This is a genomic window from Cereibacter azotoformans, from assembly GCF_021391315.1.
Taxonomy (GTDB): domain Bacteria; phylum Pseudomonadota; class Alphaproteobacteria; order Rhodobacterales; family Rhodobacteraceae; genus Cereibacter_A; species Cereibacter_A azotoformans.
Genome location: NZ_CP090021.1, coordinates 1,989,531 through 2,011,611, shown reverse-complemented (window position 1 = coordinate 2,011,611; position 22,081 = coordinate 1,989,531). Strand labels below are relative to the sequence as shown.

Below are 22,081 nucleotides of genomic sequence, written 5' to 3'. Positions count from 1 at the left end.
CGTCAGCTTTCGCCGCCGAGCAGCTCGTAGGCGATGGTCTCGACGATGGGGCGCGCCTCGGCCACGGTCATGCCGGGGCGAAGGCGTCGGTCGTAGAGGATCTTCAGCATCAGCTCGTCCTGCGTCGTCAGCAGGGCAAACTCCTCGTCATCGTTGAAGATCGAGGGCCGGGCGTTCGGGCTGTCGTTGGCCAGCCCCAGACCTTGCGCGATCTCCTCGTGCAGGCAGGCCAGGCGGAGAAGGTCGGGATGCTCGGCCCGGATCACCGCGAAGGCCCGGTTGTAGATGCTGGTGGCATCGTCCGAGAGGGCATAGACCAGACAATAGGTCGTGGTGCTCATCTGCGTGATGCCCGCGATCTCGGACGCCGAAAGCGTGGGCAGCGCCTCGGCCACCTGCGGGCCCAGCGCCCGCCGCTCGTCCTCGGCGACGACATGGAGCCAGAAGTTCACGCCGCTGTCCGACAGGCCGATCGGATGGCCGGTGATCTTCGACAGCCGCGCGAGATAGGAGGAGATGCGGGCGCGATCCGTGGCGCGGCGCTCTTCGGGCACCGAAGGTCCGAACCGCAGCCCCACGCGCACCGGCACCTCCCAGCGGCGCAGGTGGCTCTCGACCTCGCGCTGGGCGAAGCCGCCGTCCCGACGCTCGTATTCGTCATAGAGCGCGATGCGGAGGAAATTCTCGGCGAGCATCCGGTCGTTGTAGGGCGTATCGCGCCCGCCGCCATCGGTGCGCAGCAGGCCCTGCGCCAGAAGGTCGGTCTGGACCTTGGCAAAATAGGCCCGCATGGCCTGCGACTCGGGGCTCTCCTTCACCGGGCCCTGAAGGTTGGCCGGGCGGGCGCGTGGCGCGATCCCCTGCGGCTGATCGGGCGGCGGCGGCGGCGTGCAGGCCGCCAGGACGGCGCAGGCGGCCAGCGGCAGGCCACCGCGCAGAAGGGTCGAGAGGCGGGCGCCCCGGTGCATGACGGTCTTTCCTCAGGGTCGGACGGCGGTCCCGGCCGTATCGCCGGGCCCGGTGCGGCGCGCGCGGGCCGAGGCGAGCGTCTCGCGCAGCTCGGCCTCCATCCGCTGGAGATCGGCCTCGGCCGCGGCGCGACGGGCACGGCCCTCGTCGGCGATGGCGAGGCTTTCGTTGATCGTGGTGATCAGGATGGCGTTGGCCTTCTTCACCGCCTCGATGTCGAAGACCCCGCGCTCCATCTCCTTGCGGACGATCCTGTTGGCCTGCTGGAGGTTCTCGGCATTGGCCGTCAGCAGGTCGTTGGTCAGGTCCGAGGCCCCGCGCACCGCCTCGGCCGCCTCGCGCGAGCGCTGGATCGTCACCGCCTGCGCCAGTTGCGTCTCCCACAGCGGCACCGTGTTGACGAGGGTCGAGTTGATGCGCGTGACCAGCGCCTTGTCGTTCTCCTGCACCAGCCGGATCGAGGGCAGCGACTGCATCGTGACCTGCCGGGTCAGCTTGAGGTCATGGACCCGCCGTTCCAGATCGTCGCGGGCGGCGCGCAGGTCGCGCAGTTCCTGCGCCTTGATCATCCGGTCGCCCTCGGGCGTGGCCGCGACCTCGGCCTCCTTGGCGGGGATCACCCGGGCGTCGAGATCGGTCAGCACCTCATCGCCCGCCGCGATGTAGAGCGCCAACTCGTCGTAGAAGTCGAGCGTGCGGGCATAGAGGATGTCGAGCCCCTTGATGTCCTTGAGCAGCCGGTGCTCGTGCATGAGCAGCGACTGGGTGATGCGGTCGATCTGCGACTGGACTTCCTCGTAGCGGGCGACAAACTTTGCGAAGGGGGCGGTGCGGCCGAGAAGCCGCTCCCACCAGCTGGCGTTGCGCCGCACGTCCAGTTCCGAGATCGAGAAGCCGCGGATGGTCGAGACCACCTCGCGCAGGGAATCGCCCGCCGGCCCCACGTCCTTGTTCTTCACGTCGGCCAGCATCTGCTGGCTGATCGTCTGCAACTCGGACTGGGCCTTCGAGCCAAAGCCGATGATCGACTGCGAATCGCCGATGTCGAGCTCGGCCATGCGGCGGCGGATCTCCTGCGCCTTCTCGGGCGGTGCCGAGGCCAGCGGGGTCACGGCCGGCGCAGGCTCGGGCAGGGCGGGCGCGGTGATCTCTTCGATCTGCAGGAGATCCTTGGCGGCCTCACGGCGGATGCTGTCGGTCATGGGTAGAACCTCGCTCTCTGGGATGATCGCTACAGGCCGCGCCGACGTAGGCGTCGATCTCCTGTATAGCAGGCCCCCGGACCTACTCAATCGGCGCGGAGGGACGTGGGCGAAGCGGCGCGCGGGCGATGCAAGCCTGCCGCAGGCGGCGGCGCATCGCCTAGGATTCGCGCCGCAGACGCTCGCGCAGCACCTCGATCTCGAGGTCGAGGCCCGCCCGGTCGTTCGACAGGAGCAGCTTCGTGCGGTCGGCGAAACTGGAGCCGAGATCGTCGAGCAGCCGCTCGTAATCTGCGCGGACCTTCGGATCGCGGCCGCGTTCGTAGAGGTCGGCGAACTTGAGCGTCGCGTCGCGGGCGCCCATCAGATAGACGCCGAGATAGCGGCGGGCCGCGGTCAGGTCGCGCGGGTCGGCCTCGACGCTGCGGAAAAGCTCCCGCGCGGTGCCGGCGAACCCCTCGACCCGGCGTTCGAGCGCGGGCTCGCGCAGGCGGGCCACCGCCGCGCGCATCGCGGTCAGGTAGGTCTCGGCCTCGGCCACGGCCCGGCTCACGCGATCGCTCTGGAAGCTGTCCACGCCCTCGGGGATCTTGTCCTTGAGCGGGTCGGTGCCGAAGGCCGCCAGATGGAGGAGGGCGCCGAGCCCGCCCCAGGCCGCCGCCGTGACGAGGCCCGCGTCCCCCAGAAGCCCGCCGGCGAAAAGGCCGGCCCCGGTCAGCACCGAGGCGAAGATCTTGCGCGGGATCGCCGGGCGCCGGGCCACCGGGCGCGCGTCATAGGCTTCTTCGGCGAGGATCCCCTGCCGCGTCAGCCAGGCCGCGAGAAAGAGCGAGCCGAAGGCCGCGAAGGCGGGGATCAGCCCCTCGGCCGGCCCGAGGAAGCCGTTGGCGAGAAAGAGGAACGGCAGGATGAACAGGATGTTCGACCGCCCGCCCGCCCGGCTGCGGCGCTTGCGGTCCCAGCCGTTCCGGTCCGGCTTGGCGGGCGCGTCGCGGCGGGCGTTGGGCGGGCTGAAACGGCCGCCGTAGCGTTGGGCCATCTCAGGCGCCTCCCTGTGCCGCGACGTAGATGGTCAGCCCCACCAGCAGCAGGAAGGCGAGCGTGCGCAGGCTCTTGGAGGTCATGGGCGGCCCTTTCCGGTCATCATCCAGAGCAATATAGGAAGCCCGGACCCGGCCTGCCAATGCAAGGGGTCAGCCCTTGCCCGGCCGCCCCTTCGGCCCGCGGGGCGGAGGGCCGCCGCTGCCGCCCGGTCCACGCGACGGGCCGCGCGGGCGCCCCTCGGACGGCGGCTTGCGAGGGGCGGAGGCCGCAGGCTTGCCGGTGCGCGCGCTGCCTGCGCCGGCCGGGCCGCCGCGCCCCTCGTCCGGCCCTGTCCGGCGAGGCGCCTTGGCCGGAGCCGACTTCGGGCCCTGCCGAGGCCCTCCCGAAGCCGGGCCCGTCCCGGGACCCGTTCCGCGGGGCGCGGGGCCAGGCGGCCGGCGGCCGCCCGCCTTGGCCGGTCCTGTCGCGGCCGGAGTACCGGCCGGAGTGCCGGTCGGGCGCGAGGATGTCGGCCTGGCACCGCCGAAGACGCGCCCGGACGGCGCCTTTGCGGCACCGGCGGCGGGGCGTGCCCGGGGCCCGGACGGCCGGGCGTCGATGGCGGCCTCGGGGAGAGGGTCGCGGCGACGGGCCGGTCCGGCCGATTTCGGACCCGCCCCGGCACCGCGGCCGTGCGGGGCGCCTTTCGACCCGCCGCGCGCTTCATCGGGCGAGAGCGGTTTCGATGCCGCGGGCCGGGCACCCGGATGGGAGCGGCCGGAGGTCGCGCCGGCCCCGCGCGGAGGCCGCGCAGCCTTGGGCGGACGCCCATCCTCTTCGCGCGGATCGAGGCCGAGCTGGTCGCGCAGGACCTTGGGGCGGACCTCCTCGACCATGCCCGGCTGCAGCTCGTTCAGCCGGAAGGGGCCGTAGCTGATGCGGATCAGCCGGTTGACCGTCAGGCCGATGGCCGACATGGCGCGCCGGATCTCGCGGTTCTTGCCCTCGCGCAGCCCGACGGTGAGCCAGGCGTTGGCGCCCTGCACCCGGTCGAGCGTGACCGTCATCGGCTGGAACCTCTCTCCCTCGACGGTGATGCCCTTGCGCAGCGGCTCGAGATCGGGATCCGTGGGGTTGCCCTTCACCCGGACGCGATACTTGCGCAGCCAGCCGGTCGAGGGAAGCTCGAGCCGGCGCTTGAGTTCGCCGTCGTTGGTCAGGAGCAGCAGCCCCTCGGAGTTGAGGTCCAGCCGGCCGACCGACATGACGCGGGGCAGGTCCTCGGGCAGATGGTCGAAGACCGTCTCGCGGCCCTTCTCGTCGGCGGCCGACGTGACGAGCCCCTCGGGCTTGTAATAGAGCCAGAGCCGCGCGGGCTCGGGCGGGGCGAGGGGCTGGCCATCGACGGTGATCCGGTCCTTCGGACCCACGTTCAGCGCGGGACTGTCGATGGTGCGGCCGTTCACGGCGACGCGGCCGAGTTCGATCATCCGCTCGGCGTCGCGTCGCGAGGCGACGCCGGCGCGGGAGAGAACCTTGGCGATGCGCTCGCCGTCTGTGCTGTCGGTCATGGAGGGTCCCGGGTTGAGGATGTTCCGCTGGCGGAACCCCCGGGGGTTTTCCACCCCCGGACCCCCGGAGGATATTTGGACCAGAGCGAAAGGGCAAGGCGGGTGCCGGGGCGGCGGTCGGACTTGCGCGGGGGCGGAGGGCGCGGCAAGAGGGGGCATGAGCCGGTTCAGGAGTTTCATGGGCGAGGCGCTGGCCGAGGCGCAGGCCGCGGGGGCGCGGGGCGAGGTGCCGGTGGGCGCCGTGGTCGTGGCGCCCTCGGGTCGGGTGGTGGCGCGGGCGGGCAACCGATGCCGCGAGTTGTCCGATCCCACGGCCCATGCGGAGATGCTGGCGATCCGGGCGGCCTGCGCGGAACTGGGCGAGCGGCTGACCGGCTGCGATCTCTATGTGACGCTGGAGCCCTGCCCGATGTGCGCGGCGGCGATCTCGGCGGCGCGGATCGCGCGTCTCTATTACGGGGCGGCCGACCCCAAGTCGGGCGGTGTGGCGCAGGGGGCGCGCGTCTTCGCGCATCCGCAGTGCCATCATGTGCCAGACGTCTATGACGGGATCCGCGAGGAGGAGGCCGCGGCCCTGCTTCGCGGCTTCTTTGCCGCGCGGCGCGCGGTCTGATCCGGGCGATGGGGAGAACAGCCTGAGGAGCGGGGGGCCGCGGGGGCCCCCGCGGGTCAGATCGTGATCGGCTCGAGCACCTCGGGCTCGAGGACCTCGACCCCCGGCAGGCTCTGGCGCAGGGCCTCGGCGGATTGCTCGAGGAGCGGGAAGGTGCGGTAATGGCAGGGGATCACGGTCCGGAAGTCGAAATATTTGCGGGCCGCGAAGGCCGCGCGCTTCATGTCCATGGTGAAATGGCCGCCGGCTGCGAGGATGCCGATGTCGGGGCGGTGGTACTCGCCCATCCAGCCCATGTCGGCCATGATGTCCGTGTCGCCCGAGACATAGATCACATGGCCCTCGCCCGCGATCATGTAGCCCGATTCGGTGCCGGTATAGACCGGGCCCGCCTCGCCCATGATCGAGGAGGAGTGGGTGGCATGGACCATCGTGACGCGGGCGCCGTCGAGCGTGACCGTGCCGCCCTTGTTGAAGCCGATGCCGTCCAAGCCGTCGCGCGACTGGAGCCAGGTGACGAGGTCGTAGATGCCCACGATCGGCAGGCCGAGCTCGGAGGCGATGGCGACGGCGTCGCCGGAATGGTCTCCGTGACCGTGGGTGAGCAGGATGTGGGTGGCGCCTGCGATCGCCTCGTCGCGCCGCTCGATGGGGAACATCGGGTTGCCGCTGAGCCAGGGATCGACGAGCAGCACGGCCTCTTCGATCTCGATGCGGAAGCCGGAATGGCCAAGCCAGGTGATCTTCATGCAAGCTCCTTCTGACAGGGTCATGGTGTGACCGGGGTGCCGGCCCTCTGCGGTCGGCGGCTCGGGGTGGACAGGTTCGGCCGGAACGCGGCCAAGGGCAAGGGAGAGTGCAGGCGATGGACTGGTTCGCGCCGATTGACAGCTATTGCGAGCGGCTTGGCCCCGCCTACTGGGCCGAGCCGGTGAATGCGCTGACGAACCTCGCCTTCGTGGTCGCCGCCGCGGTGGTCTGGCCGCGCGTGCGGGGCATCGGGCGGGCGCTGGCGGCGGTTCTGGCGCTGATCGGGCTGGGGTCCTGGCTCTTTCACACCCATGCCAATCGGCTGACCGGGCTGATGGATGTGCTGCCGATCCTGGCCTTCATCCTGCTCTACATCTTTGCGGCCAGCCGGGACATGCTGGGGATGCGGGGCTGGCAGGCGGGCCTCGCCACGGCGGCCTTCCTGCCCTATGCGGCGCTGACCGTGCCGCTCTTCCAGCGCGTGCCGGGTCTTGGGTCGTCCGCGGCCTATGCGCCGGTGCCGGCGCTGATCCTGCTTTATGCGCTTCTTCTGGTCCGTCGCGCGCCCGCCACGGCGCGGGGGCTGGCGGCGGGGGCGGGGCTTCTGGTGCTGTCGCTCACCTTCCGCACGCTGGACGGGCCGCTCTGCGCGGCGCTGCCCCTGGGCACGCATTTCCTGTGGCATCTGCTCAACGCCCTCATGCTCGGCTGGATGATCGAGGTCTGGCGCCGGCACCGGCTTGCAGCGGAAGGGCGGCCTCGCTAAACGGACCCAAACGGCAAGCGGAGCGAAGGACATGTCGATCGACATCGAGACCGCGCGGCGGGTGGCGCATCTCGCGCGGATCCGCGTGGACGAAGCGGACCTGCCGGCCCTGGCCGGCGAGCTTTCGGGCATCCTCACCTTCATGGAGCAGCTGAACGAGGTGGATGTCGAGGGCGTCGAGCCCATGACCTCGGTCACGCCCATGCGGCTGAAGCGGCGGCAGGACGTCGTGACGGACGGCGACATGCAGGACAAGGTGCTGGCCAATGCGCCCGACGCCCGGGAGGGCTTTTTCGCCGTGCCGAAGGTGGTGGAATGAACGCGAACGAACTGACGATCGCCGAGGCCCGTGACGCGCTGGCGAAGGGCGAGCTTTCGGTGGTGGACCTGACCATGGCCTGCCTCACGGCCATCGACGCGGGCACGCCGCTCAATGCCTTCGTGCATCTGACGCCCGAGATCGCGCTGGATCAGGCGCGCGCCGCCGATGCCCGCCGCGGCGAGGGGGCGGGGGCGCTGAACGGCATCCCGCTGGGGATCAAGGACCTGTTCTGCACGCGAGGCGTCGCCTCGCAGGCGGCCTCGAACATCCTCAAGGGCTTCAAGCCGGAGTACGAGTCGACCGTCACCTCGAAGCTCTTCGAGGCGGGGGCGGTGATGCTCGGCAAGCTCAACATGGACGAGTTCGCGATGGGCTCGTCGAACGAGACCTCGTGCTACGGCGATGCGGTGAACCCGTGGAAGGTCGATGACCGGAAGCTGACGCCCGGCGGCTCGTCCGGCGGTTCGGCCGCGGCGGTGGCGGCGGATCTCTGCCTTGGCGCCACGGGCACCGACACTGGCGGCTCGATCCGGCAACCGGCGGCCTTCACCGGCATCGTGGGGATCAAGCCGACCTATGGCCGCGTCTCGCGCTGGGGGATCGTGGCTTTCGCCTCGTCGCTGGATCAGGCCGGGCCGATGACCAAGACGGTGCGCGATGCGGCGATCCTGCTGGGCGCGATGGCCGGGCACGACCCGAAGGATTCGACGTCCGCCGATATTCCGGTGCCGGACTTCGAGGCGGCGCTGACCGGGGACATCCGTGGCAAGAAGATCGGCATTCCGCGCGAATACCGCATGGAGGGCATGCCCGCCGAGATCGAGGCGCTCTGGGCCAAGGGACGCGAGATGCTGGCCGATGCCGGCGCCGAGATCGTGGACATCAGCCTGCCGCACACGAAATACGCGCTGCCCGCCTATTACGTCATCGCACCGGCCGAGGCGTCCTCGAACCTCGCGCGCTATGACGGGGTGCGCTACGGCCACCGCGCCAAGCTCGGTCAGGGCGACGGCATCGTGGACATGTATGAGAAGACCCGCGCCGAGGGCTTCGGCAAGGAGGTCCAGCGCCGGGTGATGATCGGCACCTATGTGCTCTCGGCCGGCTTCTACGACGCCTATTACAACCGCGCGCGGAAGGTGCGGGCGCTGATCAAGCGCGACTTCGATCAGGTCTTTGCCGAAGGCATCGACGCGATCCTGACGCCGGCCACGCCGTCCTCGGCCTTTGGCCTCGGAGAGATGGCCCATGCCGACCCGGTCGAGATGTATCTCAACGACGTCTTCACCGTGACGGTGAACCTCGCCGGGCTTCCGGGGATCTCGGTGCCGGTCGGGCTCGACGCCAAGGGGCTGCCGCTCGGGCTGCAGCTGATCGGGCGGCCCTGGGACGAGGCGGGGCTGCTCAATCACGCCCATGTGCTTGAGCAGGCGGCGGGATTTGTGGAAAAACCCCGGAAATGGTGGTAAGGGCCCCCGGATCCATGCGTCACAGGACGAAAGCCATGCGCGCTTCCGCGGCCCTTCTTCTCGTCGTTGCCACCGCCGCCTGTCAGCCGACGGTGCCCGACTCGGGCGCCGGGTTCGAGGATTATTCCTCGTATCTCCAGCGCCGCGAGGCCGAGCTGATGGGCCAGCGCGGCGCGTCCGCGATGCCACAGATGGGGGCACCCGCCGCGCAGCCGCAGTTCTCGCCCGAGATCATCGGCTCGGCGATCGACTCGGCCGAGCAGGGCGGCGGCGCGCGCGCGCCGGCTTATGGGGCGCCCGGATCGACCAATCCGGCCGCGCCCGCACCCGGGGCGCTGATCGGCGGCACGACGAGCTACACCACCGGCGAGGCGGGGTTGCCGGCCAATCGCCCGCGGGGGAACGCCCCGGCCGGGATCCGCACCGAGTCCGGCGAGATGGCCGGCGCGGGCAGCCACACCGGGATCTCGGACGAGAATGACTTCAACGCCGTCTCGGAACGCCGGAGCCGTGAGGACGATGCCGAGTTCATGGCGCAGAACCGGGCCAGCTACACGGTGATCCCGCCCCAGCCCGTGCCCGAGCGGGTGAATGCGAACGGGCCGAACATCGTGCAGTTCGCCCTCTCGACGAGCCACAATCCGGGCACGCCGGTCTACAAGCGGTCGTCGCTGCGCCTGTCCAATCCGGGCTCGGCCTGCGCGAAATACGCCTCACCCGATCTTGCGCAGCAGGACTTTCTCGCCTCCGGCGGGCCCGATCGCGACCGCAAGGGGCTTGATCCGGACGGCGACGGCTTCGCCTGCGGCTGGGATCCCCGGCCGTTCCGTGCCGCCCGCTGAGGCGTGAGTCTGTCGCTCAATCACGGGCCGCGGCGCGATGGCGCCCGGCCCGATCTCGTGGTGATCCACTACACGGCGATGGCGAGCGCCGAGGCGGCCTGCGCGCGTCTCTGTGATCCGGCGGCCGAGGTTTCGGCCCACTGGCTGATTTCCGAACCGGGAGAATGCCGGGCGCTTGTTCCCGAAGAGCGGCGGGCCTGGCACGCAGGGGCGGGCGCATGGGGCGCGGTGACGGATGTCAACTCGCGCTCGATCGGGATCGAGCTGGCCAATCCGGGCGATCGGCCGTTCCCCGAGCCGCAGATGGCCGCGCTGGAGCGGCTTCTGGCGGGCATCCTCGACCGCTGGTCGATCCCGCCCGAGCGGGTGATCGCCCATTCCGACATGGCGCCGGGGCGCAAGATCGATCCAGGCCCGCGCTTCGACTGGCGCAGGCTTGCGCGTGCGGGGCTGTCGGTCTGGCCCGAGCCGCGCGCGCCCGGCGACTTTCGCGCCGCCGCCTTGGCCTTCGGCTATCCCGATCTGCCGGAGGAGCTGATCCTTGCCTCCTTCCGCCTCCGGTTCCGCCCCTGGGCCTGCGGACCCCTGCAGGCCGAGGATGCGGCGCTCGCCGCCGATCTTGCGGCGCGCTTCCCGGTTGACGGGCGCGGGGCGGCGGCGTAAGCCCCCGTCGTGCGGGTGGCCGGATGACCGCGTGCCTTCGGGCGCGAGGAAAGTCCGGACTCCATGAGACAAGGGTGCCGGGTAACGCCCGGCCGGGGCAACCCGAGGGAAAGCGCCACAGAGAAGAGACCGCCCCACCGGCCGAAAGGCCCGGGGCAAGGGTGAAACGGTGGGGCAAGAGCCCACCGCGGGACTGGCAACAGGACCGGCACGGCAAGCCCCACCCGGAGCAATGCCGAATAGGGGTCTCGCGCGGGGCTGATCCGTCAGGATATCGCCGCAGGGAAGTCTCAGCCCGAGAGACCCGGGTTGGCAGCTCGATCCCGTCGGCAACGGCGGGGCCAGAGGAATGGTCATCGAAGGGGGCAACCCCGGAACAGAATCCGGCTTACAGGCTGCCCGCACAACCCACTCCGGCCCGCGCCGGGGGCTTCGCGCCCCCGGACCCCCGCGGGATATTTGGGCAGAGTGAAAGACGGGGCCGGCCGGGGACCCGTGTCTTCGTGCGGCGGGGGGCGTCAGCCGTAGGTTCGACGGTCCTCGATCACCTTGCCGTCGTTGGGCAGCGTGCCGGGCGTCACGATCTCGATCCGGCCGCGGAGCTTCAGCGCGGCGAGAACCGAGGCCTCGTACACCGCCGGGTTGGTGGCGCGACTCTCGATCTGGACCGTCATCGCGTCCATCTCGCCCTCGCGGGTGGCGATAACGCGGGCGCGGCTGACCTCGGAGTGCCGTGCCACGAGGTCGGCCACCTGTTCGGGGCGGACGAACATGCCCTTGATCTTGGTGGTCTGGTCGGCGCGGCCCATCCAGCCACGGATGCGGCGGTTGGTGCGCCCGCAGGGGCTGGTGCCGGGCATGAGCGCGGAGAGGTCTCCGGTGGCGAAGCGGACCAGCGGATAGTCGCGGTTCAGGGTGGTGACGACGACCTCGCCCACCTCGCCCTCGGGCACCGGGTCGCCGGTGCCGGGGCGGACGATCTCGACCAGCACGCCCTCGTCGAGGATCATCCCCTCCATCGCCTCGCTCTCGTAGGCGATGTTGCCGAGATCGGCGGTGGCGTAACATTGCAGGGTCAGGATGCCACGGTCGGCATAGTCCTTGCGCAGGCTGGGAAAGAGCGCGCCTCCGCCGACGGCGGCGCGGATGATCCTCAGCCGCTCGCCCATCTCCTCGGCGCGGTCGAGGATCACCTTCAGATAATCCGGCGTGCCGGCATAGGCGGTGGTGCCGATATCGGCGGCGGCGCGGACCTGAAGGTCGGTCTGGCCGGTGCCGGCGGGCAGGACGCGGGCGCCGACCGCGCGGGCCCCGGATTCGAAGATCATGCCCGCAGGCGTCAGATGGTAGCCGAAGCAGTTCTGCACGATGTCGGCCGGACCCACGCCGCAGGCGTGCAGGAAGCGGCCCATCCGCCACCAGTCGGGCGTGGTGCGGCCGATCTCGTAGATCGGGCCCGGAGACTGAAAAACATGTTCATAGGCGCCGCCCTCGGGGGTGAAGCCGCCAAGCGGCGGGTGCGCCTTCTGCGCCGCCGTGAGGTCCGACTTGCGGATCACAGGAAGGCGGGCCAGCGCCTCGAGGCTGGTGACGCCGGCGGGATCGACACCGGCCAGCGGCTCGCGCATGGCGGGCGTGGCCCGGGCGTGGGCGATCAACTGGGGCAGGTCCCGGGCGATGGCGGCCTGGCGTTCGTCGGCGGAACGGGTCTCGAGCTCGTCGAAATGGGTCATGATTCGTTCTCCCCTCATGCCAGCCACCGCTTGCGCCGCCGGTAGGAGCGCACGTCACGGAAGGACTTGCGGCCCTTGTCGGACATGCCGAGGTAGAATTCCTTCACGTCAGGGTTCTCGCGCAGCTCCTGCGCCGAGCCCTCCATGACCACGCGGCCGCTCTCGAGGATGTAGCCGGTGTGGGCGTAGCGCAGGGCCACGTTGGTGTTCTGCTCGGCCAGAAGGAAGGTGACGCCCTCGCCCTCGTTCACCGCCCGGACGATTTCGAATATCTGTTCGACGAGCTGCGGGGCGAGGCCCATCGAGGGCTCGTCGAGCAGGATCATCTCGGGACGGCTCATCAGGGCGCGGCCCATCGCCACCATCTGCTGCTCGCCGCCCGAGGTGTAGCCGGCCTGGCTTTTCCGCCGCTCTCGCAGGCGCGGGAAGTAGGTGTAGACCATCTCGAGATCGTCCATGATCGCCGCCCGCCCGTCCGTGCGGGTGTAGGCGCCGGTCAGCAGGTTCTCCTCGACGGTCAGATGCTCGAAGCAGTGGCGTCCTTCCATCACCTGGATGACGCCGCGCCGGACCAGCGTCGCCGGGTCCAGATCCTGCACCCGCTCGCCGCGGTAGAGGATCGAGCCCTTGGTGACCTCGCCGCGCTCGGACTGCAGGAGGTTCGAGATCGCCTTCAGCGTGGTGGTCTTGCCCGCGCCGTTGCCGCCCAGAAGCGCCGTGATGCCGCCCTTGGGCACATGCAGGCTCACCCCCTTCAGCACGAGGATGACGTGGTTGTAGATGACCTCGATATTGTTGACCTCGAGCAGCGTCTCGGTCGCGGCGGGGGGGCGTTCGTCGAACATGGGTCTGGCCTCGGCGGGGGAGGGGGAGGCCCCGGACGGGGCCTCCCGTGTCGTCAGTTGCAGCGTTCGGTGAGACCCGCTTCCTTGGCGTAGGCCGCGGAATCCTCCATCACGAGCGGGGTCAGAACCTCGTCATCCGGGGCGATCCAGTCCGAGATCAGCGTCCACTTGCGCTCGTTGGCGTCCCATTGCTGGATGCGCGCCATGCCGGGGCCGCCGTGGTCCTCGCAGGAGGCGGCGAAGGGCTGGCCGAAGTCGGGCAGGCCGAGTTCCTCCATCCGCGCCTCGGTGATCTCCAGCGCCTCGAACCCGTCGCGCACCTGCGCGGCATTCACCGCCGAAGTGCCAGCCAGTTCCTGCGCCTTGCGGATCGCCTCGGCGATGACCATGGCCGCATACATGCCGCGCGAGTAAAGCACCGTGCCCACGTTCGAGCCGTCGCCCGCGGCCTTGCCCGCGTCGTGCACATACTGCTTCAGGTCGGCATAGACCGGATAGTCCGAGCCCACGCCATGCATCGTCAGCGACTTGTAGCCGTTCGCGCCCGCGCCCGCCGGGATCACGTCATTCTCGGAGCCCGACCACCAGATGCCGATGAAGTTCTCCATCGGGAAGCGGATGTTGGCGGCCTCCTGGATCGCGACCGAGTTCATCACGCCCCAGCCGTAGAACACCACGAAGTCGGGCTTTTCGCGGCGCACCTGGAGCCACTGGCTCTTCTGTTCCTGTCCGGGGCTGTCGATGGGCAGCATCGAAAGCTCGAAGCCGTGCTTCTCGGACAGTTCCTCCAGCGTGCGGATCGGCTCCTTGCCGTAGGCCGAGTTGTGGTAGAGCAGCGCGATCTTCTTGCCCTCAAGGCTGCCGCCGTTCTCGTCGAGAAGGTATTTCACCGCGACCGAGGCGGCATCCCAGTAGTTCGCGGGATAGTTGAACACCCATTCGAAAACCTTGCCGTTGGCGGCCGAGGTGCGGCCGTAGCCCGGCGTGTAGAGCGTGATGCCGTCGGCCTGCATCTTGGGGATGAGCTGGTAGGTGATGCCGGTGGAGAGCGGGTTGTAGACCAGCGCGCCCTGGCCCTTGGTGGCCTCGTAGCACTCGACGCCCTTTTCGGTGTTGTAGGCGGTTTCGCATTCCGGCGTCAGCACCTTCTCGCCGCCGATGCCGCCGTCACGCTCGTTCAGCAGGGTGAAGTAATCCTGGAACCCGTCGGCGTAGGGGATGCCGCCGGCCGCGAAGGGTCCGGTGCGGTAGCTGAGGTTCGGCACGACGAGATCCGCCTGCGCCGCACCCGCCGCTCCGGCCGCGATGGCCGCCGCCGCGAGCAGGGTGAAACTCTTTTTCATGGACACTCCTCCCGTTGGTCCTTTGCCGGTTGGCCCGGCGTTCATCCGGCCGCGCCCCGCATCAGTGCGGGAAGGGCCACAGTCGCAGTTTCTCCTTCAGCACGCGCCAGAGCTGGGCCAGCCCGTGCGGTTCGAGGATGAGGAAGCCGATGATGAGGCCGCCCAGGATCATCAGCTCGATGTGGGCCGCGAGATCCGAGGGCCAGCCAAGGCCACCCACCAGCACGTTCTTCAGGAACACCGGCAGCAGGACGAGGAAGGCCGCGCCCGCGAAGCTGCCGAAGATGCTGCCGAGGCCCCCGATGATGATCATGAAGAGGATCAGGAACGACTTCTGGATGCCGAAGGCCTCGCCCACCTCGGCCGCGCCCAGATAGACCGCGAAGAACAGCGCCCCCGCGATGCCGATGAAGAAGGACGAGACGGCAAAGGCCGACAGTTTCGCGGCCAGCGGGTTCACCCCGATGATCTCGGCCGCGATGTCCATGTCACGGATCGCCATCCACTTGCGCCCGATGGTGCCGCGGGTCAGGTTGCGGGCGATCCAGGCGAGGGCGAAGAGGAAGACCGCGCAGAAGAGATACTTGGCCCAGGCCGGCGTGTTGGCCCCGGTGACGGCGATGCCGAAGAGCGTGCGTTCGGGTGCGGTGATCTGGCCCGAGGCCGAGTAGTTGTAGAACCACGGCACCTTGTTGAAGAGCCAGACAAGGAAGAACTGCGCGGCCAGCGTCGCCACGGCCAGGTAGAAGCCCTTGATCCTGAGCGAGGGCAGGCCGAAGAGCACGCCCACGGCCGCGGTGATCCCGCCGGCGAGGATGACGTGGATCACGATCGAGACCTCGGGGAAGGAGGTCATCAGCTTGTAGACCGCATAGGCCCCCACCGCCATGAAGCCGCCGGTGCCGAGGCTGACCTGTCCGCAATAGCCGGTCAGGATGTTCAGCCCGATCGCCGCGATCGCATAGATCAGGAAGGGCACGAAGACGGCGTTGGCCCAGTAGTCGGTCATGAAGAACGGCAGGACAAGGAAGCCCACCACAAGGGCCACCTGATACCAGAGCCGGTCCCACCAGATCGGGAAGGTCTGGCTGTCCTGGGCGTAGCTTGTCTTGAATTCGCCCGCTTCACGGTAAAGCATGGATCAGACCCTCTCGATGATGCGTTCGCCGAACAGGCCCTGTGGCCGGAAGACGAGGAACAGGAGTGCGAGGACGTAGGCGAACCAGTTCTCGGTCGCGCCGCCGATCAGCGGGCCCGCAAAGAACTCGAACAGCTTCTCGCCCATGCCGATGATCAGCCCACCGACGATGGCGCCGGGGATCGAGGTGAAGCCGCCCAGCATCAGCACCGGCAGCGCCTTCAGCGCGATCAGGCTCAGCGAGAACTGCACGCCCGACTTGGTGCCCCACATGATGCCCGCGATCAGCGCCACGAACCCCGCGATCGACCAGACCAGCACCCAGACGAAGCGCAGCGAGATGCCGACCGACAGCGCCGCCTGATGGTCGTCGGCCACCGCGCGCAAGGCCCGGCCATATTTGGTGTATTGCGAGAAGAGGGTCAGCGCCGCGACCAGCGCCGCCGCGACGAGGGCGGCCACCACATCGAGCTTGTCGATGAAGAAGCCATAGCCGAACCAGGCGTCGGTGACGCTTTCGATGCTTTCCGAGATGCCCTGCGGCAGGCCCACGTCCAGCTTCTTGATGTCGGCGCCCCACATCACGTCGCCCAGGCCTTCGAGGAAGTAGGCCAGCCCGATGGTGGCCATGAAGAGGATGATCGGCTCCTGGTTGACCAGATGCTTCAGCACCAGCCGCTCGATCAGATAAGCGAGGCCGACCATCACCAGCGCGGTGAGCGCGATGGCCACCACGCTCGGCAGCGTCCAGCCGAAATGGTGCAGCTTGGTGCCGAAGGTCGCGTTGATGAGATGGGCAAAGGGGATCTGCCCGTTCTGGAGGCCCACCAGCGTCAGGGCGGCAAACAGCGCCAGCACCCCCTGCGCATAGTTGAAGATGCCCGAAGCCTTGAAGATCAGCACGAAGCCCAGGGCCACGAGCGCATACATCACGCCCGCCATCAGGCCGTTCAGCGTGACCTCCATCGCGAAGAGAAGCTGGTCAGGCAGCATCGGGGCGGACCTCCTCGGGGCGAGTGCTGGGGCCGCGGGGGCCGGGAACGGGGGCGGGGGGCGGGGTGTCGTCGGCCAGCAGGCGCGGCCTCGGGATGACGATCAGCTCGTCGGGGTAGCGGCTCTCAGTCATGCTGCACCCCCAGATAGGCCTCGATCACCGCCTGGTTGCTGCGCACTTCGTCGGGCGTGCCGTCGCCGATCTTCTTGCCGTAGTCCATCACCACGACCCGGTCGCTGAGGTCCATCACCACGCCCATGTCATGCTCGATCAGGCAGATGGTGGTGCCGAACTCGTCGTTGGTATCGAGGATGAAGCGGCACATGTCCTCCTTCTCCTCGACGTTCATGCCGGCCATCGGCTCGTCCAGAAGCAAGAGCTTCGGCTCGGTCGCCAGCGCGCGGGCCAGTTCGACCCGCTTCTTCAGGCCGTAGGGCAGGCGGCCCACCGGCGTCTTGCGGATGTGCTGGATTTCCAGGAAGTCGATGATCTTCTCGACCTTGGCGCGGTGCTCGACCTCCTCGGCCTGGGCGCGGCCCCACCAGAGCGCCTGGCTCCAGAGGCCCGTCTTCATCAGCGTGAGCCGCCCGGTCATGATGTTGTCCAGCACGCTCATGCCCTCGAACAGCGCGATGTTCTGGAAGGTGCGGGCGATGCCCTGCTGGGCGACCTCGTAGGGCTTCATCTGCGGGCGGCGCTTGCCCTTGAACCAGACCTCGCCCTCCTGCGGGACGTAGAAGCCCGAGATCACGTTCAGCATCGAGCTTTTGCCCGCGCCGTTCGGGCCGATGATGGCGCGGATCTCGCCCTCGCGGATGTCGAAGCTGATGTCGGTGATCGCCTTCACGCCGCCGAAGCGCAGGGTGATGTTCCTCATTTCCATCAGAACCCCGCCGATGCGGGGGGCGTCGGCTGCGGCCGGGGCCGCCTCAATGTCCATCGCGTTCATTCCGCTGCCATCCTCTGCGCGGGGCCGGGTTGCGTCGTGGCCTCCTCGATCCTCAGCGTGGCGCGGATCGCGCCCTTGCGGCCGTCCTCGTAGGTGACTTCCGTCTCGGTGTAGATGCTGGTCCGCCCGTCATAGAGCGCGGCGATCAGGTCGTGGTATTTCTCCTCGATGATCTTGCGGCGCACCTTGCGGGTGCGGGTCATCTCGCCGTCGTCGGCATCGAGTTCCTTGTGCAGGATCAGGAAGCGGTGGATCTGGCAGCCCGACAGCATCGGGTCGGCGGCGACCGAGGCGTTCACCTCCTCGACATGGCCGCGGATCATGTCATAGACGGCCGGGTTCGCCGCCAGCTCCTGATAGGAGGAATAGGCGATGTTGTTGCGCTCGGCCCAGTTGCCGACGGCGTTCAGGTCGATGTTGACGAAGGCGGTGCACATCGGCCGGCCATTGCCGAACACCACCGCTTCGAGGATCGAGGGGAAGAACTTCAGCTTGTTCTCGACATATTTCGGCGCGAAGAGCCGGCCGTCGGCCATCTTGCCCACATCCTTGGCGCGGTCGATGATGCGCAGGTGGCCCGTCGCCTCCTCGAAGAAGCCCGCGTCGCCGGTGGCGACCCAGCCCTCGGCGTCCTTGGTCGAGGCGGTGCTTTCGGGGTTCTTGTAGTAGGAGACGAAGGTGCCGGGCGAGCGGTAGAAGACCTCGCCATTCTCGGCGATCCGCACCTCCACCCCCGGCGAGGGCACGCCCACCGTGTCCGAGCGCACCTGCCCGTCGGGCTGCTGGGTGATGAAGACCGAGGCTTCCGTCTGGCCGTAGAGCTGCTTGAGGTTGATGCCGAGCGAGCGGTAGAAGTCGAAGATCTCGGGTCCGATCGCCTCGCCGGCCGTGTAGCCCACGCGCACGCGGCTGAATCCCAGCGTGTTCTTCAGCGGGCCGTAGACCAGCTTGTCGCCGATGAAATAGGCCAGCCGGTCGGCCATGCCCACGGACTTGCCGTCGAGGATGTCGGGGCCGACGCGGCGGGCCACCTTCATGTAATGGTGAAAGATCGCCTTCTTGATCCGGCCCGCATCCTCCATGCGGATCATCACGTTGGTCAGCTGGCCCTCGAACACGCGGGGCGGCGCGAAGAAGTAGGTCGGCCCGATCTCGCGCAGGTCGTTCATCATGGTGGTGGCGCTTTCGGGGCAGTTCACGCAGAAGCCCGTCCACATCGCCTGGCCCACCGAGAAGATGAAGTCGCCCACCCAGGCCATCGGCAGATAGGCCAGGATCTCGTCGCCGGGGCGCAGCCGGTCGAACTCGGCCGAGTTCTTCGAGGTCTCGATGATGTTGCGGTTCGACAGGACCACGCCCTTCGGCTTGCCGGTCGTGCCCGAGGTATAGAGCATCACGCAGGTCGAGTCGTAGTCGAGTTCCGCGATCCGGTGGTTCAGCTCCTCGTCGAAGCGCCAGTGCGCGGCGCGCCCCTCGGCCACCACGTCGGCCAGCCAGTTCATGCGGGAATGGTCGTATTTCCGCATGCCGCGCTTGTCGACATAGACCACCTGCTCGATGTGGTGGATGCGGTCCTGAACCTCGATGACCTTGTCCACCTGCTCCTGATCGCCGCAGACGACGAAGGTGGCGCCGCAATGATCGAGCACATAGGCCATCTCGTCGGCCGCCGCGTCCTGATAGAGCGGCACCGGAACCGCGCCGCACATCTGCGCCGCCACCATCGACCAGTAGAGCGCGGGGCGGTTGCGTCCGACCACCGCGACGAAGTCGCCGCGCTTCAGCCCCAGCGCCATGAAGCCCAGCGCGATCGCGCGGATCTCGTCGGCAGCCTCGGCCCAGGTCCAGACCTGCCAGATGCCGAATTCCTTCTCGCGATAGGCGGGCTGGTTGGCAAACTGGCTTGCGTTGCGCGCCAACAGCGCCGGAATCGAGACGAGATCCCCCGTTTCGGCCATTCCTCTCCTCCCTGATGCGGCCTGCCTCCTCCTCCGGGGCGGGCCGGGCCGAGGGATGGTTCTTCATGACCCTTTCCCTCGCACACAGACCCTCGCCCGCAATGGTTGCGCGACTTTTTCGCAATCCTTGCGAATTGTAACAGGCCGCCGACGGCGCCTGTCCGCTCGTCCCGCGCGCCGTGACGCGGCGCCCTGACGGCCGGAACCCTCTTCCGTGGAGCGCCCGTGCAATGCTAGCCAATCTTCGGGGAGGACATGCGATGCCGGAGAGAGAGGAGGCGCTCGAGGCCCTGACGCGGGCCGGGCTGAACCTGATTCAGCAGGCGCTGTCGATCTATGACAGCGACCTGAAGCTCGCCGTCTGGAATCGCCGCTTTCGCGAGATGTTCGACCTGCCCGAGCGGCTGGCGACCTCGGGCGCCGACTTCACCGAAACGATCCGCTATCTCGTCGAGCGGGGGGAATACGGCCCGGTGGACGATCCCGAGCAGGCCGTCCGCACCCGGGTTGCCGCGGCGCGCACCTTCCAGCCGCACTACATGGAACGCGAACGCCCCTCGGGACGCTGGATCTCGGTCGAGGGGGCGCCCCTGCCGCAGGGTGGCTGGGTTACCGTCTATACCGACATCACCGAGATCAAGCTGCAGGAAAGCCTGCTCCGGGCGCGGTCCGAGGTGCTCTCGGGCGAGGTTCTGGCCAATGCCGAGCGGCTGGCGCAGGCGAACCGGGCGCTGGCGGCCACCAACGCCGCTCTGGAAGAGGCGCAACGCGAGCTGACCGAGATGGAGGCGCGCACCCGGCTGACCACCGAGATGATGCCGGCCCATATCGCCCATGTCGGCCGCGACCTGCGCTACACCTATTCCAATCGCCGGCTGTCGCAGGTGATCCCGGGGCGCCCGTCCGACATCCTCGGCCTGACGGGACGCGAGGCCCTGGGCGACGAGGTCTTCGCCCGGATCCGCCCCTGCCTGCTGCGCGCGCTGGAGGGCGAGCCGTCGGTGCTGGAATTCACCGCGGAAGACAGCGGCACCCGCATCCGGTCCGCCTTCACGCCCGACCGGATCGGCGAGGGGCCGATCAACGGCGTCTATATCCTGTCGATGGACGTGACCGCCGAGACGCAGGCCCGCGAGGCGCTGATCCAGACGCGCAAGCGCGAGCTGACGGCGCAGCTGACCAGCGGCCTCGCGCATGATTTCGCGAACCTCCTGACCGTGATCCTGGGATTGCAGGGCCGGCTCGAGCGCATGGACCTGTCCGAAGAGGGCCGGCAACTGGTCGCGGCCACCATCGCCGCGGCACGGCGGGGCGGGGGGCTTCTCGACCAGATCGCCTCGATCTCGGGCAAGCGCGCGCTCAACCCCGTCGCCACGGTGCTTGCGCGGTTCCTGTCGGACCTGAGGCTGATGGCGGGCCCGACCCTGCCCGACGGGGTGGCGCTCGAGATCGTCATGCCCGATCCGATCCCGCCCGTCATGCTCGATGCGGGGGCGCTGCAGGATGCGGCGCTGAACCTGATCCTGAACGCGCGGGACGCGATCGGAGGGCGGGGGGGCACGATCCGCCTGACGGCGCGGGCGGTGCGCGACACCTGGATCGAGATCCTTGTCGAGGACGACGGGCCGGGCTTTTCCGAGCCGGCGCTCGAACATGCGCTCGACCCGTTCTTCACCACGAAGGGCGGCGTGGGATCGGGCCTCGGCCTCTCGATGGTCTATGACCAGATCAAGCTGGCGGGTGGCACGGTGCGGATCGGCAACCGCCCGGGCGGCGGGGCGGCGGTGCAACTCCGCCTGCCGCTCCGGCGCGCGGACGAGCCCGCCGCGCCGATGCTGGTGCTGCTGGTCGAGGATGATCCCGACATCCGCGAGGCGGTGCGCGGGATGCTGCGAGCCGCCGGGCACAGCGTGATTGAGGCGGCTTCGGCCGACGAGGCGCTGACGCTGATCGACCTGCCGGGGGTGGGGCTCGTCCTGTCGGACGTGAACCTGCCCGGCCAGCGGTCCGGTCTCGACCTCGCCGCAGAGCTGGCGGCGCGAACCCATCCCGCGCGGCTGGTCCTGATGACCTCTCTGCCCCCGGGCAACGCCCGACGCCAGAGCGCCGAGGCGCTGGCGCCTGTCCTCGCCAAACCCTTCGACGCCACGCAACTCGCCGCCTGCCTCGGAGCGTCCGCATGAGCCGCGTGCCCCATGTCGCCATCCTCGACGACGAGCCGGAGATCCGGCGGATGCTGGCCCTCGCGCTGGAAGAGGCGGGGTTCCAGACCACCGCCTTCGGCCGCGCGACCGAGTTCGAGGCGGCGCTGAAGCGGCGGACGCCGGACGTGTGCCTCGTGGATCTCGGGCTTCCCGACCGCGACGGGCTGGCCGTCGTCCACCGGCTGGCGCTGGAATCGGGGGCGGCGATCATCATCGTCTCGGGCCGGGCGCAGGTGCAGGACCGGGTGACGGGCCTCGAACTCGGGGCCGACGACTACATCATCAAGCCCTTCGATCCGGCGGAAGTGGTGGCGCGGGTGCGGGCGCGGCTGCGCAAGGGCCGGGCCGAAAGCGCCCCCGCCACCCAGACCGCGCGATTCTCGGGCTGGACCGCCCATTTCGGCCGCTATCTCCTTGTGGCGGATGACGGGACCGAGGTGGCCTTCAGCCATGCCGAGGGCGAGGTGCTGCGGCTGTTCCTCGAAAGTCCGCGCCGGCTGATCTCGCGCGCGCAGATGCAGGAGAGCCTCGGCGGCGCGGCCGGAGAGAGCTTCGACCGGGCCATGGATGTGCGGATCTCTCGGCTGCGCACGAAGCTGGGTGAGGATCCGCGCAACCCGACCCTGATCAAGACGATCTATGGCGCGGGATACATCTTCCTCGGCGAGGTGGAGTGGCGCTGACCGAAACGGCCTGCGGGGTGCGCCGGTGCCTGGGTCGGGGGCGT

21 protein-coding genes and 1 other RNA gene are annotated in these 22,081 nt (G+C 69.1%); 9 read left to right on the top strand and 13 right to left on the bottom strand.

Annotated features, from left to right (window positions below):
* Window positions 1–2: 2 nt before the first annotated feature.
* From LV780_RS10080 to LV780_RS10065, 4 genes are all read right to left on the bottom strand, one after another.
* Window positions 3–968 carry a DUF2927 domain-containing protein gene (locus tag LV780_RS10080; RefSeq protein WP_108220376.1) on the bottom strand — a complete coding sequence of 322 codons (966 nt, stop codon included), beginning with the start codon at window positions 966–968 and terminating at the stop codon, window positions 3–5.
* A gap of 12 nt (window positions 969–980) precedes the next feature.
* Window positions 981–2,171, bottom strand: a complete 1,191-nt coding sequence (locus LV780_RS10075; protein WP_011909194.1) for a toxic anion resistance protein — start codon at window positions 2,169–2,171, stop codon at window positions 981–983.
* A 160-nt stretch (window positions 2,172–2,331) separates the two neighbouring features.
* Complete coding sequence (locus LV780_RS10070; RefSeq protein ID WP_108220377.1) at window positions 2,332–3,210, bottom strand: 5-bromo-4-chloroindolyl phosphate hydrolysis family protein; 879 nt, start codon at window positions 3,208–3,210, stop codon at window positions 2,332–2,334.
* A 154-nt stretch (window positions 3,211–3,364) separates the two neighbouring features.
* The gene (locus LV780_RS10065; protein ID WP_108220379.1) at window positions 3,365–4,765 is read right to left on the bottom strand and encodes a pseudouridine synthase; all 1,401 of its coding nucleotides are present in this window, start codon (window positions 4,763–4,765) and stop codon (window positions 3,365–3,367) included.
* A 157-nt stretch (window positions 4,766–4,922) separates the two neighbouring features.
* Between LV780_RS10065 and LV780_RS10060 the strand changes: the two genes are divergently transcribed.
* Window positions 4,923–5,378 (top strand): nucleoside deaminase, encoded by a 456-nt coding sequence (locus LV780_RS10060; RefSeq protein ID WP_044248223.1) that lies wholly within the window; start codon window positions 4,923–4,925, stop codon window positions 5,376–5,378.
* Between the two features lie 56 nt (window positions 5,379–5,434).
* Here the strand turns inward: LV780_RS10060 and LV780_RS10055 are convergent, their stop codons facing one another.
* A complete protein-coding gene (locus tag LV780_RS10055) occupies window positions 5,435–6,127 on the bottom strand; it encodes a metal-dependent hydrolase (protein WP_108220380.1) in 693 nt (230 codons plus the stop codon).
* Between the two features lie 116 nt (window positions 6,128–6,243).
* Between LV780_RS10055 and LV780_RS10050 the strand changes: the two genes are divergently transcribed.
* From LV780_RS10050 to rnpB, 6 genes are all read left to right on the top strand, one after another.
* A complete protein-coding gene (locus LV780_RS10050) occupies window positions 6,244–6,894 on the top strand; it encodes a ceramidase domain-containing protein (protein ID WP_011909189.1) in 651 nt (216 codons plus the stop codon).
* 31 nt (window positions 6,895–6,925) lie between these two features.
* Entirely contained in the window at window positions 6,926–7,213 is a 288-nt protein-coding gene (gene gatC, locus LV780_RS10045) for an Asp-tRNA(Asn)/Glu-tRNA(Gln) amidotransferase subunit GatC (RefSeq protein WP_011909188.1), read from the top strand.
* The gene (gene gatA, locus LV780_RS10040; protein WP_108220381.1) at window positions 7,210–8,685 is read left to right on the top strand and encodes an Asp-tRNA(Asn)/Glu-tRNA(Gln) amidotransferase subunit GatA; all 1,476 of its coding nucleotides are present in this window, start codon (window positions 7,210–7,212) and stop codon (window positions 8,683–8,685) included. The genes gatC and gatA overlap by 4 nt, the downstream gene beginning before the upstream one ends.
* Window positions 8,686–8,720: 35 nt before the next feature.
* The gene (locus LV780_RS10035; RefSeq protein ID WP_108220382.1) at window positions 8,721–9,527 is read left to right on the top strand and encodes a hypothetical protein; all 807 of its coding nucleotides are present in this window, start codon (window positions 8,721–8,723) and stop codon (window positions 9,525–9,527) included.
* A 3-nt stretch (window positions 9,528–9,530) separates the two neighbouring features.
* Complete coding sequence (locus LV780_RS10030) at window positions 9,531–10,190, top strand: N-acetylmuramoyl-L-alanine amidase (RefSeq protein WP_108220383.1); 660 nt, start codon at window positions 9,531–9,533, stop codon at window positions 10,188–10,190.
* A gap of 11 nt (window positions 10,191–10,201) precedes the next feature.
* Window positions 10,202–10,597: RNase P RNA component class A (gene rnpB / locus LV780_RS10025), an RNA gene on the top strand.
* A gap of 111 nt (window positions 10,598–10,708) precedes the next feature.
* On the opposite strand, the gene LV780_RS10020 is transcribed toward rnpB, so the two are convergent.
* From LV780_RS10020 to LV780_RS09985, 8 genes are all read right to left on the bottom strand, one after another.
* On the bottom strand, window positions 10,709–11,923 hold the full coding sequence (locus LV780_RS10020) for a phenylacetate--CoA ligase family protein (protein WP_117345012.1): 1,215 nt from the start codon (window positions 11,921–11,923) through the stop codon (window positions 10,709–10,711).
* A 14-nt stretch (window positions 11,924–11,937) separates the two neighbouring features.
* On the bottom strand, window positions 11,938–12,768 hold the full coding sequence (locus LV780_RS10015) for an ABC transporter ATP-binding protein (RefSeq protein WP_011909183.1): 831 nt from the start codon (window positions 12,766–12,768) through the stop codon (window positions 11,938–11,940).
* Window positions 12,769–12,821: 53 nt separating this feature from the next.
* Entirely contained in the window at window positions 12,822–14,111 is a 1,290-nt protein-coding gene (locus LV780_RS10010) for an ABC transporter substrate-binding protein (protein ID WP_101341067.1), read from the bottom strand.
* A 61-nt stretch (window positions 14,112–14,172) separates the two neighbouring features.
* Window positions 14,173–15,249, bottom strand: a complete 1,077-nt coding sequence (locus LV780_RS10005) for a branched-chain amino acid ABC transporter permease (RefSeq protein ID WP_011909181.1) — start codon at window positions 15,247–15,249, stop codon at window positions 14,173–14,175.
* A gap of 3 nt (window positions 15,250–15,252) precedes the next feature.
* Window positions 15,253–16,242 carry a branched-chain amino acid ABC transporter permease gene (locus tag LV780_RS10000; protein WP_011909180.1) on the bottom strand — a complete coding sequence of 330 codons (990 nt, stop codon included), beginning with the start codon at window positions 16,240–16,242 and terminating at the stop codon, window positions 15,253–15,255.
* On the bottom strand, window positions 16,232–16,375 hold the full coding sequence (locus tag LV780_RS09995) for a hypothetical protein (protein WP_181318459.1): 144 nt from the start codon (window positions 16,373–16,375) through the stop codon (window positions 16,232–16,234). The genes LV780_RS10000 and LV780_RS09995 overlap by 11 nt, the downstream gene beginning before the upstream one ends.
* Entirely contained in the window at window positions 16,368–17,192 is an 825-nt protein-coding gene (locus tag LV780_RS09990; protein WP_108220385.1) for an ABC transporter ATP-binding protein, read from the bottom strand. Before LV780_RS09990 ends, LV780_RS09995 begins: the two co-directional genes overlap by 8 nt.
* Window positions 17,189–19,150, bottom strand: coding sequence for a long-chain fatty acid--CoA ligase (locus tag LV780_RS09985; protein ID WP_108220386.1), 1,962 nt, complete (start codon window positions 19,148–19,150; stop codon window positions 17,189–17,191). The genes LV780_RS09990 and LV780_RS09985 overlap by 4 nt, the downstream gene beginning before the upstream one ends.
* Window positions 19,151–19,410: 260 nt before the next feature.
* Between LV780_RS09985 and LV780_RS09980 the strand changes: the two genes are divergently transcribed.
* The gene (locus tag LV780_RS09980) at window positions 19,411–21,333 is read left to right on the top strand and encodes a PAS-domain containing protein (protein WP_108220387.1); all 1,923 of its coding nucleotides are present in this window, start codon (window positions 19,411–19,413) and stop codon (window positions 21,331–21,333) included.
* Window positions 21,330–22,037 (top strand): response regulator transcription factor, encoded by a 708-nt coding sequence (locus LV780_RS09975; protein ID WP_011909176.1) that lies wholly within the window; start codon window positions 21,330–21,332, stop codon window positions 22,035–22,037. Before LV780_RS09980 ends, LV780_RS09975 begins: the two co-directional genes overlap by 4 nt.
* Window positions 22,038–22,081: the final 44 nt, after the last annotated feature.

What these genes read in the sequence shown, in the direction of transcription:
- LV780_RS10035 (WP_108220382.1), top strand. Translation starts at nt 8,721, where the DNA reads ATGCGCGCTTCCGCGGCCCTTCTTCTCGTCGTTGCCACCGCCGCCTGT.
- LV780_RS10060 (WP_044248223.1), top strand. Translation starts at nt 4,923, where the DNA reads ATGAGCCGGTTCAGGAGTTTCATGGGCGAGGCGCTGGCCGAGGCGCAG.
- LV780_RS10000 (WP_011909180.1), bottom strand. Translation starts at nt 16,242, where the DNA reads ATGCTGCCTGACCAGCTTCTCTTCGCGATGGAGGTCACGCTGAACGGC.
- LV780_RS10055 (WP_108220380.1), bottom strand. Translation starts at nt 6,127, where the DNA reads ATGAAGATCACCTGGCTTGGCCATTCCGGCTTCCGCATCGAGATCGAA.
- gatA (WP_108220381.1), top strand. Translation starts at nt 7,210, where the DNA reads ATGAACGCGAACGAACTGACGATCGCCGAGGCCCGTGACGCGCTGGCG.
- LV780_RS09980 (WP_108220387.1), top strand. Translation starts at nt 19,411, where the DNA reads ATGCCGGAGAGAGAGGAGGCGCTCGAGGCCCTGACGCGGGCCGGGCTG.
- LV780_RS10010 (WP_101341067.1), bottom strand. Translation starts at nt 14,111, where the DNA reads ATGAAAAAGAGTTTCACCCTGCTCGCGGCGGCGGCCATCGCGGCCGGA.
- LV780_RS10020 (WP_117345012.1), bottom strand. Translation starts at nt 11,923, where the DNA reads ATGACCCATTTCGACGAGCTCGAGACCCGTTCCGCCGACGAACGCCAG.
- LV780_RS10075 (WP_011909194.1), bottom strand. Translation starts at nt 2,171, where the DNA reads ATGACCGACAGCATCCGCCGTGAGGCCGCCAAGGATCTCCTGCAGATC.
- LV780_RS10050 (WP_011909189.1), top strand. Translation starts at nt 6,244, where the DNA reads ATGGACTGGTTCGCGCCGATTGACAGCTATTGCGAGCGGCTTGGCCCC.
- LV780_RS09985 (WP_108220386.1), bottom strand. Translation starts at nt 19,150, where the DNA reads ATGGCCGAAACGGGGGATCTCGTCTCGATTCCGGCGCTGTTGGCGCGC.
- LV780_RS09975 (WP_011909176.1), top strand. Translation starts at nt 21,330, where the DNA reads ATGAGCCGCGTGCCCCATGTCGCCATCCTCGACGACGAGCCGGAGATC.
- LV780_RS10070 (WP_108220377.1), bottom strand. Translation starts at nt 3,210, where the DNA reads ATGGCCCAACGCTACGGCGGCCGTTTCAGCCCGCCCAACGCCCGCCGC.
- LV780_RS10005 (WP_011909181.1), bottom strand. Translation starts at nt 15,249, where the DNA reads ATGCTTTACCGTGAAGCGGGCGAATTCAAGACAAGCTACGCCCAGGAC.
- gatC (WP_011909188.1), top strand. Translation starts at nt 6,926, where the DNA reads ATGTCGATCGACATCGAGACCGCGCGGCGGGTGGCGCATCTCGCGCGG.
- LV780_RS09990 (WP_108220385.1), bottom strand. Translation starts at nt 17,192, where the DNA reads ATGAACGCGATGGACATTGAGGCGGCCCCGGCCGCAGCCGACGCCCCC.
- LV780_RS10080 (WP_108220376.1), bottom strand. Translation starts at nt 968, where the DNA reads ATGCACCGGGGCGCCCGCCTCTCGACCCTTCTGCGCGGTGGCCTGCCG.
- LV780_RS09995 (WP_181318459.1), bottom strand. Translation starts at nt 16,375, where the DNA reads ATGACTGAGAGCCGCTACCCCGACGAGCTGATCGTCATCCCGAGGCCG.
- LV780_RS10015 (WP_011909183.1), bottom strand. Translation starts at nt 12,768, where the DNA reads ATGTTCGACGAACGCCCCCCCGCCGCGACCGAGACGCTGCTCGAGGTC.
- LV780_RS10065 (WP_108220379.1), bottom strand. Translation starts at nt 4,765, where the DNA reads ATGACCGACAGCACAGACGGCGAGCGCATCGCCAAGGTTCTCTCCCGC.